The following is a 15,471-nucleotide window of genomic DNA, read 5'->3' as shown; positions in this document are numbered from 1 at the left end:
ACCCACACTTCAATAGTCGGGTTCAGGCGTTGAAACAGTGTGCCAGCCGATCACGGAACTGGCTATCGGCGAACGACCAGATACAAGCCGACTGCCACCATGATTCCGGCGGGCCAATGCCCCAGTTCGTGCATCGGGCCCCCGGCGGCGAGGATCGTACCACCCGCCAGATGGGCGCTGCCGAGCAGGCGCAGGAACCAGTCGTCCTTGCGCTTTTTCCACGGCGGTGGCGGGTCGTTGGCGTGAGGTTGGGACATGCGTTCGAGCAGGTCGCGGGCCATGTTGGCCAGGTGCGGCAGTTGTTCGAACTGGCTCTGGACGTTGCCGATCAAGGCTTTCGGGCTGACGCGCTCGCGCATCCAGCGTTCGAGGAACGGCTGTGCGGTGTTCCACAGATCCAGGTCCGGATACAGCTGACGGCCCAGGCCTTCGATGTTCAGCAGGGTCTTTTGCAGCAATACGAGTTGTGGCTGCACTTCCATGTTGAAGCGGCGCGCGGTCTGGAACAGGCGCATCAGCACCTGGCCAAATGAAATATCTTTTAATGGTTTTTCGAAGATCGGCTCGCACACGGTACGGATCGCCGCTTCGAATTCGTTGAGCTTGGTTTCCGCCGGCACCCAGCCCGAATCGATGTGCAATTGCGCCACGCGGCGGTAGTCGCGCTTGAAGAACGCGAACAGGTTGCGCGCCAGATAATCCTGGTCTTCCGGGGTCAGGCTGCCGACGATGCCGCAGTCGATCGCGATGTACTGCGGGCTCCACGGGTTGACGGTGCTGACGAAGATGTTGCCCGGGTGCATGTCGGCGTGGAAGAAACTGTCGCGGAATACCTGGGTGAAGAAGATCTCCACGCCGCGTTCGGCAAGCATCTTCATGTCGGTGCGCTGGTCGGCGAGGGTTGCCAGATCCGTCACCTGAATCCCGTAGATGCGCTCCATCACCAGCACTTTCGGCCGGCACCAGTCCCAATAGACTTGCGGCACGTAGAGCAGCGGCGAGCCTTCGAAGTTGCGTTTCAACTGGCTGGCGTTGGCCGCCTCGCGCAACAGGTCGAGTTCGTCGTAGATGGTTTTTTCGTAGTCGCTGACCACGTCCACCGGGTGCAGCAGGCGGGCGTCGGCGGAGACCTTCTCGGCGGCGCGGGCGAGGATGAACAGCCATGCCAGATCCTGGGCGATGATCGGCTTCAGGCCCGGGCGGATCACCTTGACCACCACTTCTTCGCCGGTCTTCAGTTGCGCGGCGTGTACCTGTGCCACCGAGGCCGAGGCCAGCGGTTCGACGTCGAAGCGGCTGAACACTTCGCTGATCTTCTTGCCCAGTTGCTCTTCGATCAGCTTGACCGACAGCTGCGAATCGAACGGCGGCACGCGGTCCTGCAACCGCATCAGCTCATCGGCGATGTCTTCCGGCAACAGGTCGCGGCGGGTCGAAAGGATCTGCCCGAACTTGATGAAGATCGGCCCCAGGTCCTGCAAAGCCAGGCGCAGGCGTGCGCCACGGCTCAGGTCCAGCGGCTTGCGCGGGAACCAGCGCCACGGCAAGACGTAGCGCAGCGCCAGCAGGAACCACGGCAAAGGCAGATCGAACAGCAGGTCATCGAGGCGGTAGCGGATCACGACGCGCTGGATGCGCAACAGACGGCGGACGGCGAGCAGCTTCATGCGTTATCGCTTGGGTCGAGGGATCGGGAAAGGCGCTCGAAGCGCGCCTCGAGACGTTCCAGATCGAGTTTGATCCGGTCCAGTTCGCTGAAGCGGGCTTCGGCTTCGCGCTGACCGACGAGGGTGCGCGATTCTTCGGCCAGGTATTCGGCGAGGTTCTGGTTGAGGCTGGCAAATCCTTGTTGATACCAGCGGGCGCGGCTGCGCAGGTGACCGCCGACCAGTTGCGTGGCGACCGGGCCCAGCCAGCGCGAGAGTTCGTACTCCCAGTCCAGCTCGAGGTCCTGCAGCACGCCGGCCAGTTCCAGCAGCACGCCGCTGTCACCGTCGAGTTCGACTTCCGGCGCGTGCAGCACCGCCGTCTTGTCCTTGCTCAGGGCCAGTTTCACCAGGCTCGAGGCCGGGGCGCGCAGGGTACAGTCGACGCCGGTTTCCCAGTGGGACGCCAGCATCAGGCCTTCGTCGCTCGGCAGGATGAACAGTTGCAGCGCCGGGCTGCGGCAATCCACGGCAATCACTTTGCCGGTCAGGTGCGCCAGTCGCGGCAGCGCCGTGCTGTCGAGACGCAGCACGCGGTTCAGGCCGAGTTCGACGCTGGCGAGCAGCCCGGTCAGCAGCATCAGGGTTTGATGCCGCGGTGCAGGGCGACGATGCCTGCGGTCATGTTGTGATAGGTCACGCGGTCGAAACCGGCGTCGACCATCATCGACTTCAGGGTTTCCTGATTCGGGTGCATGCGGATCGATTCGGCCAGGTAGCGATAGCTTTCCGAGTCATTGGTGATCAGCTTGCCCATCAGCGGCATGAAGGCGAACGAGTAGGCGTCGTAGGCCTTGGACATCAGCGCGTTGGTCGGTTTGGAGAACTCCAGCACCAGCAGGCGACCGCCCGGCTTGAGCACGCGCAGCATCGAACGCAGGGCGTCTTCTTTATGCGTCACGTTGCGCAGGCCGAAGGCGATGGTCACGCAGTCGAAATGGTTGTCCGGGAACGGCAGCTTTTCAGCGTCGGCCTGAACGAACTCGACATTGCCCGACACGCCGACATCCAGCAGGCGGTCACGACCGACCTTGAGCATGGATTCGTTGATGTCCGCGAGAACCACCTGACCGGTCGGGCCGACCAGATGCGAGAACTTTTTGGTCAGGTCGCCCGTACCGCCGGCGATGTCCAGCACGCGGTTACCGGCGCGCACGCCCGACAGTTCGATCGCGAAACGCTTCCACAGACGGTGCATGCCGCCCGACAGAAGGTCGTTCATCAGGTCGTACTTGGCGGCCACGGAGTGGAACACCTCAGCGACTTTTTCCGCTTTCTGGCTTTCCGGAACGTTTTTGAAGCCGAAGTGAGTGGTGGGTTCGGCATCGCTGCCTTTGCGCTGATCAGTCATATCGCTGTCACCAAAAGAGAATGCGCGACATTCTAATCCCCAAGCCATGCTTTGTCTTGGAATGGCTAAAGGTAAGATGGGCAACCTTCGGGACGATTTGCCGCAGTGGCGGTCAAGATTCGTTGCAGGCATTCATAGCCCCATTCAAAAAACAGGAGTCATTCAATGGCCCATATCAGTGTTGAGCGTGCCCACAGCCTGGGCAAGGAAGCAGCCCGCGAGAAAGCCGACAAACTGGCGCAGAAACTCTCCGATCAATATGGCCTCGAGCCGCAGTGGTCGGGCGATGTCCTGAACCTCAAACGGTCGGGCGTGAAGGGCGCGGTGCATGTGGCCGAGGATTCGATACGGGTCGACGTGGAACTGGGCCTGATGATGTCGGCCATGAGCGGCATGATCAAAGCCGAGATCGAAAAGGCGCTGGATAAAGCGCTGGTCTGATTTCTGCCTGAAATGAAATCCCCCTGTGGGAGCGAGCTTGCTCCGGGCGGCGATCCGACGAATACGTTGTATCAGCCGACATTTCCGTGACTGACACACCGCATTCGCGAGCAAGCTCGCTCCCACATTTGTTTTGTGGTGTGCCCACCTGTTTATGTCAGTTGTTAGGGTGCCGTTTCTAATTTTTCTCCCTACTTTGTGCCTGAGCCCGACACTCGTCAGGGCAGTTCCTCAAACCTTCTGCGCGTGAGGTGCACCATGGCCAAAGTCATTTTGAAGAAAAAAATCGACGCTTCGACTTCCGCTCTGAGCGACGTCAAATCCTATGCCCGCAAGATCTGGCTGGCAGGCCTGGGTGCCTACACCAAGGTCGGTCAGGAGGGCAGCGAGTACTTTCAGGAGTTGATCAAGGCTGGTCAAACTGTTGAAAAGAAAGGCAAAAAAGCCGTCACCGAAAAACTCGAAGCGGCCAACGCCGAGATCGATGAAGCCAAGAGCGAAGTCAGCTCTTTCAAAGGCCGGGTCGAAGTTCAGCTCGACAAGGTCGAGAAGGCGTTCGACACGCGTGTCGCCAGTGCCTTGAATCGTATCGGCATTCCGTCTAAACATGACGTTGAGGCACTCTCTGCTAAGCTCGATGAGCTGACGGCATTGCTCGAACGCGTCGCGCGTAAATCTTAAGGAGAACGGGATGGCTGGTAAAAAGAACACCGATAAAGAAGGCAGCTCGTGGATCGGAAAAGTCGAAGACTATTCCCGCAAGATCTGGCTGGCTGGTTTAGGCGTGTACTCGAAGATCGACACTGACGGCAGCAAGCTCTTCGATACATTGGTCAAAGACGGCGAGAAAGCCGAGAAGCTCACCAAGGCTGCAGTCGGCAAGAAAGTCGATGCTGCCAAGGATTCTGCAAGCTCGGCAAAATCGCGTATCAGCGGCGTGAAAGATCGCGCGCTGGGCACCTGGGATCAGCTGGAAGGGGCTTTCGACAAGCGCCTGAACAGTGCGATTTCGCGCCTGGGCGTACCGAGCCGCAACGAGGTGAAGGATCTGCACAAAAAGGTCGATACCCTGACCAAGCAGATCGAAAAACTCACCGGCCTGAAAGCTCAGCCTGTCGCGGCCAAAACCGCAGCAGCCAAGCCTGCGGCCAAAACCGCTGCCAAGCCACTGGCTAAAGCCGCCGCCAAACCGGCCGCAAAACCGGCCGCCAAAACTGCTGCCGCCAAGCCTGCAGCGAAAGCCGCGGCCAAACCGGTTGCCGCCAAGGCCGCCGCCAAGCCGGCTGCAAAACCAGCTGCCAAACCTGTGGCCAAGCCAGCAGCGAAAACCGCTGCCGCCAAACCCGCTGCCAAGCCTGCCGCCAAACCGGCTGCGGCGAAAAAACCGGCAGTGAAAAAACCGGCCGCGCCGAAAGCCGCTGCGCCGAAAGCAGCAGCACCAAAACCGGTGACCACACCGCAAGCACTGGCAAGCACGTCGAACTCCGCCTCGGCTCCAACCCCGGCGCCAGCTCCGACTGCTGCATCGACTCCGTCGACGCCAAACAGTCAGTCCTGATTTTTCAGGGCTCAAGAAAACGCCCGGCCTGTGAAGGTCGGGCGTTTTTGTTTGGGAAAAAGCCGTCGGATTACTCGTGATCTTCGAGATACTGCAAAGCCATCCTCTCCGTCGCCACCTTCACCGGCGGCAACAGGTGCGGCGCCACCAGCATCATGATCTGGTACACCACCAGCCGCACCTCCCCTTCACGATCGAGAATCCGCTGATAGTCCAGCGAGAACAGCAGCGTCATGGTGATCTGCTCCACCAGTTGCCCCAGCGCCTGAGTGTCGCTGACCAACTGCCCCGACGCCTTCAACCGCGCCAGCAATGACGCCAGCGTGCGCTTGAGCACGTTGAGAAACTGGCGAATGCCTTTGGCCAGTTTCGGCAGGCGTCCGGCCAGGTTCGACAGGTCCTGGAACAGGAAGCGGTACTGCGCCAGCCGTTCGACGATCAGGTGCAGGAACAGCCAGTAATCCTCCGGCGCCAGTTCGACATCGGCGGGCGGGTCGAGCAGCGGGGCGAGGTCGTTCTGGAAGCGCTCGAACAGTCCGAGAATCAGCGGTTCCTTGCCGTGGAAGTGGTAGTAGAGGTTGCCGGGGCTGATCCCCATTTCATTGGCAACCTCCATGGTGGAGACGTTCGGCTCGCCCTTTTCATTGAACAACTGCAGGGCACATTCGAGGATCCGTTCGCTTGTTTTCATCCAGTCTTCTTAAAAGGGCTTGAGTCAGTCAGCGCACACGCACATAGGTGCCGGGTGCCGCTTCCATCGGTGGATAATTGGCGTTGCCGAGGGTCATCTGGGTTTCGCGCAGGGTGCCGGAGCGCTGCTGCACCCACTCCAGCCACTGCGGCCACCAACTGCCGTCGACTTTCTTGGCGTCGTAGTACCAGGCACGCGGATCACCGCTGAGCTTTCCGTTCTCGACGTAATTGGCTTTCGGGTTGCCCGGCGGGTTGAGGATGCTCTGCACGTGGCCGCTGTTGGACAGCACGAAGCGCCGCTCACCGCCCAGCAACAGCGTCGAGCGATAGACCGCGTCCCACGGCGTGATGTGGTCGTTCATGCCGGCCACGCTGAAGCTGTCGACCGTGACCTTTTGCAGATTGATCGGCGTGCCGCACACTTCCAGGCCACCCGGATGGGTCAACGGGTTGTGCTTGAAGAAGTCCAGAATGTCGCCATGAAACGCGGCGGGCAGGCGGGTGCTGTCGTTGTTCCAGTAGAGGATGTCGAACGCCGGCGGCTCCTTGCCCAGCAGGTAGTTATTGACGAAATAACTCCAGATCAAATCGTTGGGGCGCATCCAGGCGAACACCTTGGCCATGTCGCGACCGTCCAGCACGCCTTTCTGATAGGAGCGCCGCTTGGCCGCTTCGAGCGTTTGCTCATCGGCAAACAGGGTGGCCGGGGTGTTCATCTCACTGTCGAGCAGGCTCACCAGATAGGTGGCGCTGGAGACCCGCCGCAACTGCCGCTTGGCCTGCAGATGCCCTTGCAGCGCCGCGATGGTCAGCCCGCCGGCGCAGGCACCCATCAGGTTGACCTCGCGGGCGCCGGTGATCGCCCGGCAGATGTTCATCGCTTCTTCCACGGCTTCGACGTAGGTCGACAGGCCCCATTCGCGATGCCGCACATCCGGGTTGCGCCAGCTGATCATGAAGGTCTGCAAGCCGTTCTTCAGGGCGAACTGAACGAAGCTGTTGCTCGGGCTGAGGTCGAAAATGTAGTACTTGTTGATTTGCGGCGGCACCACCAGCAGCGGTTTCGAATACTGTTTTTCGCTCATCGGCCGGTACTGGATCAGCTCGAGCATTTCGTTGCGAAACACCACCGAGCCGGTGGTGGTGGCGACGGTCTTGCCGACTTCGAAAGCCTGTTTGGTCACCTGACGAGGCAGGCCGTCGTTGTGCAACAGGTCATCGAACAGATGGCTCAACCCGCGCACCAGACTGTGGCCGCCGGAGTTGAACAGTTCTTTCACAGCCAGCGGATTGAGCAGGGTGTTGGAGGGCGCCACGGCGTCGTTGAGCAGGGTAAAGGCGAAGTGCGCGCGGGCACGGTCGTCGTCGCTCATGCTGCTCTCGTCGATCCAGCTCTTGACCTGTTTCTGCCAGGCCAGATAAGCCTGGAGGCTGCGCCGATAGAACGGGTTCAGGCTCCACGCCGGATCGGCGAAGCGGCTGTCCTGCGGATTGGTCGGGTGCAGGGTTTCGCCGAGCAGCACGCGTCCGAGCGCGCCTCCCAGCTTCAAGGCGTGTTTTGCACTGTGGATCGGATTGCGCAAACCGTGGGCAGCCACGTTGCGCAAGGTCGAGATCAGGTCCCGGCCGCGCAGACCGGTCATGGCACTCTGTGCATTGATGAACACGGCGGGGCTGGGCACGACGCCCGTCGCTGGTTTGTCACGCATGACTCAACACTCCTTCGTCTTCAGGCCAAAAACAAACACACCGAACCAGAACACCATAGACGCTGTTGCGGGTTGTTGCCTGCGCAGGCTCCCTGCCACGCACCTGTGCGGAAGCGTTGCAAGACGCTGTCCAGAAATCCGTGCCGGGACGGTTATCCGCCCAGCGGTGTCGGGTGCGGATGCATCACCGCACGCTGACGTTCCTCCTGGAGGAATTTCATGATGATCGGCGCCACCGCCTCGGCCCGGGTAATCAGGAACAGATGCCCGTCGTCGATGATGTGCAACTGCGCGTTGGGGATTCGCCAGGCGAGCATGCGCATGTTGATCAGCGGGATCAGCGGATCGTCATCACCGGCCAGCACCAGCGTCGGCTGGTGAATCTTGTGCAGCCAGTGAATGCTGGTCCAGCCAAGACCCGCGAACAGTTGCCAGTAGTAGCCGAGCTTGCCCGCCGAACGCACCTTGGCCGCATGGCTGGCGGCGAGTGTCGGGTCGCGGCGGAACGAGCCGCCGTAGATCATCGGGGCGATGCGGATCACATGGGACGGCTGGATGTAGCGCCGTGGGCTGGCCATCATCCACAGCACTTTCGGCTTGCCCGGCACCATCACCGCACCGGCAGCGGTCGCCGCCAGCACCAGCTTCTTGCAGCGCTCGGGATAGTCGTAGGCGAACTGCTGCGCCAGCGCCCCACCCCAGGACACGCCGATCACGTTGACCTGTCCGTAGTCGAGGTAATCGAGCATCCGCGCGGTGAGTTTCGCCAGCCCGGGAAAGCGATACGGTCGGCTCGGCGTCGAGGAACCACCGACACCGGGCACGTCGAAGGCGATCACTTCCAGGTCCGGATCCAGCGCCGCGACAAAAGGAAACACCAGCTCCAGGTTGGCGCCGATGCCGTTGAATATCAGCAAGGGCGTCAAGTGAGGCTTGCCGGGGCGGACCGCCGTGCGGATGGTCTGGCCATCCAGCTCGACGGTTCGAAAGATGAACGGGTGCGGCATGCTTCAAGGCCCTGTGGGTCGCAATCTCAGTGTTCACCTCACTCCCCGCAGGGAGTGAGGTGTGTCGGTTACCGCTCGTGAACGTAAGTGCCCGGTGAAGCTTCGCCTGCCGGATACGCCTTGTTGCCCAGCTTGGTCGGCGCCTTTTTCAGCTCGCCCGAACGCGCGGCCTGCCACGCCTGCCAGTACAGCCACCAGGAGTCGGCGTGCTTGGTCGAGTTTTCCTGCCAGTCATCGGCATTGTTGGTCATTTCATCGCTGGTCATGTAGCGCGATTTCGGGTTGCCCGGCGGGTTCAGGATGCTCTGTATATGCCCGCTGCTGGACAGCACGAATTCGACCTTGCCACCAAACAGCTGCGCCGACTTGTAGCAGGACTTCCACGGGGTGATGTGGTCGTTGGTGCCGGCCAGCGAGAAGATGTCGGCGGTCACCTGCTTGAGGTCGATCGGTGTGCCGCACACTTCCAGTGCATTGGGGCGGATCAGTGGGTTGTTTTTGAACATCTCGATCAGGTCGCCGTGGAACGCGGCCGGCAGTCGAGTCGTATCGTTGTTCCAGAACAGAATGTCGAACACCGGCGGCTCGTTGCCGAGCAGGTAGTTGTTGACCCAGTAGTTCCAGATCAGATCGTTGGGGCGCATCCAGGCGAAGACCTTGGCCATGTCTTTGCCTTCGAGCACGCCGGCCTGATACGAATGGCGCTTGGCGGTCTCCAGAGTCTGCTCGTCGACGAAGAGCGCGACGTCGCTGTCCAGCGTTGTATCGAGCACGCTGACCAGCAGGGTCAGGGCGTTGACCTTGTTCTCGCCGATTGCCGCGTAGTGGCCGAGCAGGGCGGTGCAGGTGATGCCGCCGGAGCAGGCGCCAAGCATGTTGACGTCCTTGCTGCCGGTGATCGCGGTGACCACGTCGACCGCTTCCTTCAGGGCTTCGATGTAGGTCGAGAGGCCCCACTCGCGCTGTTCCTTGGTCGGGTTGCGCCAGCTGACGATGAAGGTCTGCACATTGTTGCGCAGGCAGAAGCGCGCCAGGCTCTTGTCCGGGCTGAGGTCGAATACATAGAACTTGTTGATCTGCGGCGGCACCACCAGCAGCGGGCGCTCGTGCACTTGCTCGGTGATCGGCTTGTACTGGATCAACTCCAGCACGTCGTTGCGAAACACCACCGCGCCCTCGGTCACGCCCAGGCTCTTGCCGACCTCGAACGCGCCCATGTTGACCTGGCTCGGCATGCCGCCGTTGTGCACCAGATCCTTGGCCAGATGCGAGAGGCCGTCGAGCAGGCTCTTGCCGCCGGTCTCGAAGAAGCGTTTGACCGCCGCCGGGTTGGCCGCCGTGTTGGTCGGCGCCATGGCCTCGGTCATCAGGTTGATCACGAAGTGGCCGCGCGCGATGTCCTTGGGCGAGAGGCTGCTGTCGTCGATCCAGGCATGGAGTTCCTTGCGCCATGCCAGGTAGGTTTGCAGATAACGTTTGTACAGCGGGTTTTGACTCCACGCCGGATCGACGAAGCGACGGTCATCGCCCGCCGGTTGCAGGTCGGATTTGCCGAACAGCACGTTCTTCAGTTCGAGGCCGAACTGGGTGACGTGTTTGACACTATGGATCGGTTGTTTGATGGCCTGGGTCAGCACCATTCGAGCAGAGGCCAGCAGATCCTTTCCGCGAAGCCCAACGACAGGATTCAGCCCCAGGGTGTTCTCCGAGGCCTGGTACTTCAAATCATCGTTATTCTTGTTACTCATCTACGACGCTCCATTGTCCTGAGACGAGTACCCGGTTTTCTGCTGTGCAGTTCCACAGCCAATGCCAGGTACTACTGCTCGGGTGACCGTTGATTCTGCATAGCTGCTTTACAGTCGTAGAGCACTGCAGGGAACTTGCCAGTTCCATTGGTTACCCGAGATTGATTTTTTTCGCAAGCAGCCGATCCCGGGCCGCTTTAGCGGAGCATTCAAACAGATGAATCTAGAAAATGCCCTCTAAACAGTCCGAGGCGCGGACTAGAGCATCAGCTTGACGACGGACTGGTCCGGGTCGCGGGTTTTGCCGGCGGCTTTGAGCTCGGCCAGATAATCCGCCCAGAGTGCGTCATAACGTAGCCCCAGCTCGTACAGATAATCCCAGGTGAACAGACCGCTGTCGTGACCGTCATCGAAGGTCAGTTTCAGTGCGTACTGACCGGCCGGTTCTACCTTGGTCAGGCCGACGTTCAGCTTGCCGAATTGCAGGATCGGTTTGCCGTGGCCCTGGACCTCGGCGGAGGGGGAATGCACGCGCAGGAATTCAGCGGGCAGGGTGTATTCCTCGCCGGACGCGTATTTGAGCGACAGGGTTTTCGAGGCTTTGTGCAGTTTGATGTCGGTGGGGAGTTGGGTCATCGCCGGCGTTCCGTCAGGTGGAAAAAATTGTGGGAGCCGATGGCTCCCACAGTTTCACGACCACTGTAAGTATGGCTTACAGGATATAACGGGACAGGTCTTCGTTCTGCGCCAATTCGCCCAGGTGGCTGTTGACGTACTCGGCGTCGATCTGGATCGCCTTGTCATCGTGGGCGCTGGCCAGATCGCCGGCGCTGAACGACACCTCTTCCAGCAGACGCTCGAGCAGCGTGTGCAGGCGACGGGCACCGATGTTCTCGGTCTTCTCGTTGACCTGCCAGGCGATCTCCGCCAGACGCTTGATGCCTTCCGGCTGGAACTGGATGTTCAGGCCTTCGGTTTTCAGCAGCGCACAGTATTGCTCGGTGAGCGAAGCGTGCGGTTCGCTGAGGATGCGTTCGAAGTCCTGCGGGCTCAGGGCCTTGAGTTCGACGCGGATCGGCAGACGGCCTTGCAGCTCCGGTACCAGATCGCTCGGCTTGCTCAGGTGGAACGCACCGGAGGCGATGAACAGGATGTGGTCGGTCTTGACCATGCCCAGCTTGGTGTTGACGGTGCAGCCTTCGATCAGCGGCAGCAGGTCACGTTGCACGCCCTCGCGGGACACATCGGCGCCGCCGACATTGCCGCGCTTGGCGACCTTGTCGATCTCGTCGATGAACACGATGCCGTGCTGCTCGACTGCTTCGAGAGCCTTGGCCTTCAACTCTTCTTCGTTGACCAGACGACCGGCTTCTTCGTCGCGTACCAGCTTCAGCGCTTCTTTGACCTTGAGCTTGCGAGCCTTCTTCTTGCCCTTGCCCATGTTGGCGAACAGGTTCTGCAACTGGTTGGTCATTTCTTCCATGCCCGGAGGCGTGGCGATTTCGATGCCGGCCATTTCGGCGACTTCGATCTCGATTTCCTTGTCATCCAACTGACCTTCGCGCAGGCGCTTGCGGAACAGTTGGCGGGTGTTGGAATCCTGGGTCGGCGCTTCTTCGTTGCTGAAGCCCATGCGTGCCGGTGGCAGCAGAGCGTCGAGGATACGGTCCTCGGCGGCGTCTTCGGCGCGGTGACGAACGCGGGTCATTTCCTGCTCGCGCAGCATCTTGATCGCGGCATCGGCCAGATCACGGATGATCGATTCGACGTCACGGCCGACGTAGCCGACTTCGGTGAACTTGGTCGCTTCGACCTTGATGAACGGTGCGTTGGCCAGCTTGGCCAGACGACGGGCGATCTCGGTTTTACCGACACCGGTCGGGCCGATCATCAGGATGTTCTTCGGGGTCACTTCAACGCGCAGCTCTTCAGGCAGCTGCATACGGCGCCAGCGGTTGCGCAGGGCAATCGCGACGGCGCGCTTGGCATCGTCCTGGCCGATGATGTGGCGGTTGAGTTCGTGGACGATTTCGCGGGGAGTCATGGACATAATAATTGACGGTCCTCAAGCAGAAACAAGCCGTGGCACAGGGGCCGCGTCAGGCTTATTCAGCGAGATCCTGCTCCTCAATGGTCTGGGTGTGGTTGGTGAATACACAGATGTCGCCGGCGATGCCGAGAGCGGTTTCGACGATTTCGCGGGCCGACAGGTCGGTCTTCTTCAGCAGGGCGCTGGCGGCGGCTTGCGCATAGGCGCCACCGGAACCCATGGCGATCAGGCCGTCTTCGGGTTCGACCACGTCACCGTTGCCGGTGATGATCAGGGATGCGTCCTTGTTGGCGACCGCGAGCATCGCTTCGAGGCGGCTCAGGGAGCGGTCGGTGCGCCATTCTTTGGCGAGTTCGACGGCGGCGCGAACCAGGTGGCCCTGGTGCTTTTCAAGCTGGCCTTCGAAACGTTCGAACAGGGTGAAGGCGTCGGCGGTGGCACCGGCGAAACCGGCGATGACTTCGCCGTGGTACAGGCGACGAACTTTCTTCGCGTTGCCTTTCATCACGGTGTTGCCGAGAGAAACCTGGCCGTCGCCGCCCATGACGACTTTGCCGTGGCGGCGGACTGAAACGATGGTGGTCAAGGGAAGAGTCTCCACACTGCGGGGCGAAAATGCCTTATGCCCATTCATATGGGGGTGGTGGAGAGGATTTCAACTGCGGGGCGGGAGAGGGGACGAGCGGTGGTGTTGCGCTGATCCTCCCCGCGCCGCGCGCGGGGAGGATCATTCAGGGGATATCAGCGGCTCTGGCGTTGTTGTAACAACAGGTTGCTGAAGCCGGCGCCCGCCAGTTGCTTCTGGGCGGTGGTCAGCTGTTCGCGGTTGCTGAACGGGCCGACCAGTACGCGATACCAGGTTTCATCCTTGACCGTCCCGGACTCAACCGCGACCGCCTGGCCGAGCAGAATGATCTGCGCGCGGACCTTGTCGGCATCCGTCTCTTTGCGGAACGAGCCGGCCTGGAGGAAGAACTTGGTCACCGGTGCAGCCTTGGTCACCGGTGGCGCTGGCGGCGGGGTGATCCCGGCCAGTGCAGCCTGTGCGCGTGCGGTGTCGATTTTCGCCGCTTCCGCCGGGGTCACTGGCGTGGTCGGGATGGCCGGCACTTGTGGCGTCGGCAGGGTTTTCTCCGGCACGGCATCAGGCGGCACGATCACTTCCGATTCCGGCAGCAGGGTGTAGAAGTCGTACTTCGGCTTCACCGGTTGCGTCGGGCTCGGCGGGGTCTTGTTGGCCTCGGCGATCTTGCTGGCTTTCTGTTGTTGCTGTTGCTCGATCTTCTCGCGCTTGACCGTGTCGCTGCCCTTGCCCGGCTCCAGTTTCATCAGGAACACGATGAACGCGCCGACCGTCAGGCCGATGGCCATCCACAGCCAGCCCGGAATCGGCTGCTTCGCTGGAGCTTGGTAACGGCTGGCGCCACGCTTGGGTGCAGGTTTTTTCTTGGCAGCCAACTTACATGCGCTCCAGGGTTTCCAGGCCGAGCAGTTCCAGGCCTTGCTTGAGGGTACGGCCGGTCAGCGCGGCAAGGCGCAGACGGCTTTGCATTTGTGCCGGGGTCTCTGCGGCGAGGATCGGGCAGTTCTCGTAGAAGCTGGAGAACAAGCCGGCGACCTCGTACAGGTAGGTGCACAGGGTGTGTGGCGTGCCTTTTTCCGCAACGTTGTTCAGCACTTCGCCGAACTGCGCCAGTTTGGCTGCCAGGTCGTGTTCCTGCGGCGCTTCGAGGACGATCTGGCCGTCGACTTCGCTGTAATCCTTGTCCAGTTTGCGGAACACGCCGGCCACGCGGGTGTAGGCGTACAGCAGGTATGGCGCGGTGTTGCCTTCGAGGTTGAGCATCTGGTCGAAGTTGAAGCTGTAGTCGCTGGTGCGGTGCTTCGACAGGTCGGCGTACTTCACCGCGCCGATGCCCACGACTTTGGCGATCGCGCGCAGTTCGTCTTCGGCCAGTGTCGGGTTCTTTTCCTTCACCAGGCTGTAGGCACGTTCCTGCGCTTCGGTCAGCAGGTCGATCAGCTTCACGGTACCGCCATCACGGGTCTTGAACGGACGGCCGTCGGCGCCGTTCATGGTGCCGAAGCCCATGTGCTCCATTTCCATCGGATGGGTCACGAAACCGGCCTTGCGCGCTACGGCGAACACTTGCTGGAAGTGCAGGGCCTGACGCTGGTCGACGAAGTACAGCGCACGGTCGGCCTTCAGCTTGCCGCTGCGATAGCGCACGGCCGCCAGGTCGGTGGTGGCGTACAGGTAGCCGCCGTCAGCCTTGACGATGATCACCGGCAGCGGCTCGCCTTCGGCGTTCTTGAATTCGTCGAGGAACACGCACTGTGCGCCGTTGCTTTCGACCAGCATGCCGGCGGCTTTCAGGTCGTTGACCACGTTGATCAGGTCGTCGTTGTAGGCGCTTTCGCCCATCACGTCGGCCATGGTCAGTTTGACGTTGAGCAGTTCGTAGATCTTCTGGCAGTGCGACAGCGAGATGTCCTTGAACTTGGTCCACAGCGCCAGGCATTCAGCGTCGCCGGCCTGCAACTTGACCACCAGACCACGGGCGCGATCGGCGAATTCCGGAGATTCGTCGAAGCGTTGCTTGGCGGCGCGGTAGAAGTTTTCCAGGTCCGACAGCTCGTCGCTGGTGATCGGGTTTTCCTGCAGGTACGCCATCAACATGCCGAACTGGGTGCCCCAGTCGCCGACGTGGTTCTGACGGATGACGGTGTCGCCGAGGAATTCGAGCACACGGGCCACGCCGTCGCCGATGATGGTCGAACGCAGGTGGCCGACGTGCATCTCTTTGGCCAGGTTAGGTGCCGACAGGTCGACCACGGTGCGTTGCGCCGGGCCGGCCTTGCGCACGCCAACGTGAGCGTCGGCCAGGGCGGCGTCGAGGCGCGAGGCCAGGGCTTGAGTGTTCTGGAAGAAGTTGATGAAGCCAGGACCGGCGATTTCGGCCTTGGTGACGTTCTCGTCAGCCGGCAGGGCGGCGATGATTTTCTCCGCCAGGTCGCGCGGTTTCATGCCCGCAGGCTTGGCCAGCATCATCGCGATGTTGCTGGCGAAGTCGCCGTGGGTCTTGTCCCGGGCGTTTTCCACCTGGATCGCCGGCGTCAGGCCTTCAGGCAACACACCTTCGTTGACGAGTTGGGTGAGGGCTTGTTGGATCAGCTGGCGAATGGTGTCTTTCATGGTCTTCTCTTT

15 protein-coding genes are annotated in these 15,471 nt (G+C 61.2%); 3 read left to right on the top strand and 12 right to left on the bottom strand.

What is annotated here, in order from left to right; translation table 11 throughout:
- Nucleotides 1-62: 62 nt before the first annotated feature.
- From ubiB to ubiE, 3 genes are read right to left on the bottom strand one after another with little or no spacing between them, the layout of a single operon-like run.
- On the bottom strand, nucleotides 63-1,667 hold the full coding sequence (ubiB, locus tag PMI24_RS07470; RefSeq protein ID WP_007952420.1) for a ubiquinone biosynthesis regulatory protein kinase UbiB: 1,605 nt from the start codon (nucleotides 1,665-1,667) through the stop codon (nucleotides 63-65).
- Complete coding sequence (locus tag PMI24_RS07465; protein ID WP_007952419.1) at nucleotides 1,664-2,287, bottom strand: ubiquinone biosynthesis accessory factor UbiJ; 624 nt, start codon at nucleotides 2,285-2,287, stop codon at nucleotides 1,664-1,666. The genes ubiB and PMI24_RS07465 overlap by 4 nt, the downstream gene beginning before the upstream one ends.
- A complete protein-coding gene (gene ubiE / locus PMI24_RS07460) occupies nucleotides 2,287-3,057 on the bottom strand; it encodes a bifunctional demethylmenaquinone methyltransferase/2-methoxy-6-polyprenyl-1,4-benzoquinol methylase UbiE (RefSeq protein ID WP_007952418.1) in 771 nt (256 codons plus the stop codon). Before ubiE ends, PMI24_RS07465 begins: the two co-directional genes overlap by 1 nt.
- 165 nt (nucleotides 3,058-3,222) lie before the next feature.
- On the opposite strand from ubiE, the gene PMI24_RS07455 reads away from it, so the two are divergent.
- The 3 genes from PMI24_RS07455 (at nucleotide 3,223) to PMI24_RS07445 (ending at nucleotide 5,056) form a co-directional block, all read left to right on the top strand.
- Nucleotides 3,223-3,498, top strand: coding sequence for a polyhydroxyalkanoic acid system family protein (locus PMI24_RS07455; protein WP_007952417.1), 276 nt, complete (start codon nucleotides 3,223-3,225; stop codon nucleotides 3,496-3,498).
- A gap of 258 nt (nucleotides 3,499-3,756) precedes the next feature.
- Nucleotides 3,757-4,179, top strand: coding sequence for a phasin family protein (locus tag PMI24_RS07450; protein WP_007952416.1), 423 nt, complete (start codon nucleotides 3,757-3,759; stop codon nucleotides 4,177-4,179).
- 10 nt (nucleotides 4,180-4,189) lie between these two features.
- Nucleotides 4,190-5,056, top strand: coding sequence for a phasin family protein (locus PMI24_RS07445; protein WP_007952415.1), 867 nt, complete (start codon nucleotides 4,190-4,192; stop codon nucleotides 5,054-5,056).
- 70 nt (nucleotides 5,057-5,126) lie between these two features.
- Here the strand turns inward: PMI24_RS07445 and PMI24_RS07440 are convergent, their stop codons facing one another.
- The 9 genes from PMI24_RS07440 to argS all read right to left on the bottom strand — a co-directional run bounded on the left by PMI24_RS07440 (nucleotide 5,127) and on the right by argS (nucleotide 15,459).
- A complete protein-coding gene (locus PMI24_RS07440; protein ID WP_007952414.1) occupies nucleotides 5,127-5,747 on the bottom strand; it encodes a TetR/AcrR family transcriptional regulator in 621 nt (206 codons plus the stop codon).
- Between the two features lie 28 nt (nucleotides 5,748-5,775).
- Entirely contained in the window at nucleotides 5,776-7,458 is a 1,683-nt protein-coding gene (gene phaC, locus PMI24_RS07435; RefSeq protein ID WP_007952413.1) for a class II poly(R)-hydroxyalkanoic acid synthase, read from the bottom strand.
- 152 nt (nucleotides 7,459-7,610) lie between these two features.
- The gene (gene phaZ, locus PMI24_RS07430) at nucleotides 7,611-8,465 is read right to left on the bottom strand and encodes a poly(3-hydroxyalkanoate) depolymerase (RefSeq protein ID WP_007952412.1); all 855 of its coding nucleotides are present in this window, start codon (nucleotides 8,463-8,465) and stop codon (nucleotides 7,611-7,613) included.
- A gap of 68 nt (nucleotides 8,466-8,533) precedes the next feature.
- Nucleotides 8,534-10,213, bottom strand: coding sequence for a class II poly(R)-hydroxyalkanoic acid synthase (phaC, locus tag PMI24_RS07425; protein ID WP_007952410.1), 1,680 nt, complete (start codon nucleotides 10,211-10,213; stop codon nucleotides 8,534-8,536).
- Nucleotides 10,214-10,471: 258 nt separating this feature from the next.
- Nucleotides 10,472-10,849: a gamma-butyrobetaine hydroxylase-like domain-containing protein gene (locus PMI24_RS07420; protein ID WP_007952408.1), complete on the bottom strand. Its 378-nt coding sequence runs from the start codon at nucleotides 10,847-10,849 to the stop codon at nucleotides 10,472-10,474.
- 76 nt (nucleotides 10,850-10,925) lie between these two features.
- Nucleotides 10,926-12,263, bottom strand: a complete 1,338-nt coding sequence (gene hslU / locus PMI24_RS07415; protein WP_007952406.1) for an ATP-dependent protease ATPase subunit HslU — start codon at nucleotides 12,261-12,263, stop codon at nucleotides 10,926-10,928.
- A gap of 55 nt (nucleotides 12,264-12,318) precedes the next feature.
- Nucleotides 12,319-12,849, bottom strand: coding sequence for an ATP-dependent protease subunit HslV (gene hslV / locus PMI24_RS07410; RefSeq protein WP_003196958.1), 531 nt, complete (start codon nucleotides 12,847-12,849; stop codon nucleotides 12,319-12,321).
- 155 nt (nucleotides 12,850-13,004) lie between these two features.
- On the bottom strand, nucleotides 13,005-13,721 hold the full coding sequence (locus PMI24_RS07405; protein WP_007952404.1) for an SPOR domain-containing protein: 717 nt from the start codon (nucleotides 13,719-13,721) through the stop codon (nucleotides 13,005-13,007).
- A gap of 1 nt (nucleotide 13,722) precedes the next feature.
- The gene (gene argS, locus PMI24_RS07400) at nucleotides 13,723-15,459 is read right to left on the bottom strand and encodes an arginine--tRNA ligase (RefSeq protein WP_007952402.1); all 1,737 of its coding nucleotides are present in this window, start codon (nucleotides 15,457-15,459) and stop codon (nucleotides 13,723-13,725) included.
- Between the last annotated feature and the right edge of the window lie 12 nt (nucleotides 15,460-15,471).

The organism is Pseudomonas sp. GM25, assembly GCF_000282255.1.
Taxonomy (GTDB): Bacteria; Pseudomonadota; Gammaproteobacteria; order Pseudomonadales; family Pseudomonadaceae; genus Aquipseudomonas; species Aquipseudomonas aphyarum.
The sequence above is the reverse complement of the archived record's forward strand: the minus strand, read 5'-3'. Positions and strand labels throughout refer to the sequence as shown.

Bases quoted from the DNA above. Each gene is read 5' to 3' on its own strand.
- PMI24_RS07450 (WP_007952416.1), top strand. From the start codon at position 3,757: ATGGCCAAAGTCATTTTGAAGAAAAAAATCGACGCTTCGACTTCCGCT.
- phaZ (WP_007952412.1), bottom strand. From the start codon at position 8,465: ATGCCGCACCCGTTCATCTTTCGAACCGTCGAGCTGGATGGCCAGACC.
- phaC (WP_007952413.1), bottom strand. From the start codon at position 7,458: ATGCGTGACAAACCAGCGACGGGCGTCGTGCCCAGCCCCGCCGTGTTC.
- phaC (WP_007952410.1), bottom strand. From the start codon at position 10,213: ATGAGTAACAAGAATAACGATGATTTGAAGTACCAGGCCTCGGAGAAC.
- PMI24_RS07455 (WP_007952417.1), top strand. From the start codon at position 3,223: ATGGCCCATATCAGTGTTGAGCGTGCCCACAGCCTGGGCAAGGAAGCA.
- argS (WP_007952402.1), bottom strand. From the start codon at position 15,459: ATGAAAGACACCATTCGCCAGCTGATCCAACAAGCCCTCACCCAACTC.
- PMI24_RS07420 (WP_007952408.1), bottom strand. From the start codon at position 10,849: ATGACCCAACTCCCCACCGACATCAAACTGCACAAAGCCTCGAAAACC.
- PMI24_RS07465 (WP_007952419.1), bottom strand. From the start codon at position 2,287: ATGCTGCTGACCGGGCTGCTCGCCAGCGTCGAACTCGGCCTGAACCGC.
- PMI24_RS07445 (WP_007952415.1), top strand. From the start codon at position 4,190: ATGGCTGGTAAAAAGAACACCGATAAAGAAGGCAGCTCGTGGATCGGA.
- ubiB (WP_007952420.1), bottom strand. From the start codon at position 1,667: ATGAAGCTGCTCGCCGTCCGCCGTCTGTTGCGCATCCAGCGCGTCGTG.
- ubiE (WP_007952418.1), bottom strand. From the start codon at position 3,057: ATGACTGATCAGCGCAAAGGCAGCGATGCCGAACCCACCACTCACTTC.
- hslU (WP_007952406.1), bottom strand. From the start codon at position 12,263: ATGTCCATGACTCCCCGCGAAATCGTCCACGAACTCAACCGCCACATC.
- PMI24_RS07440 (WP_007952414.1), bottom strand. From the start codon at position 5,747: ATGAAAACAAGCGAACGGATCCTCGAATGTGCCCTGCAGTTGTTCAAT.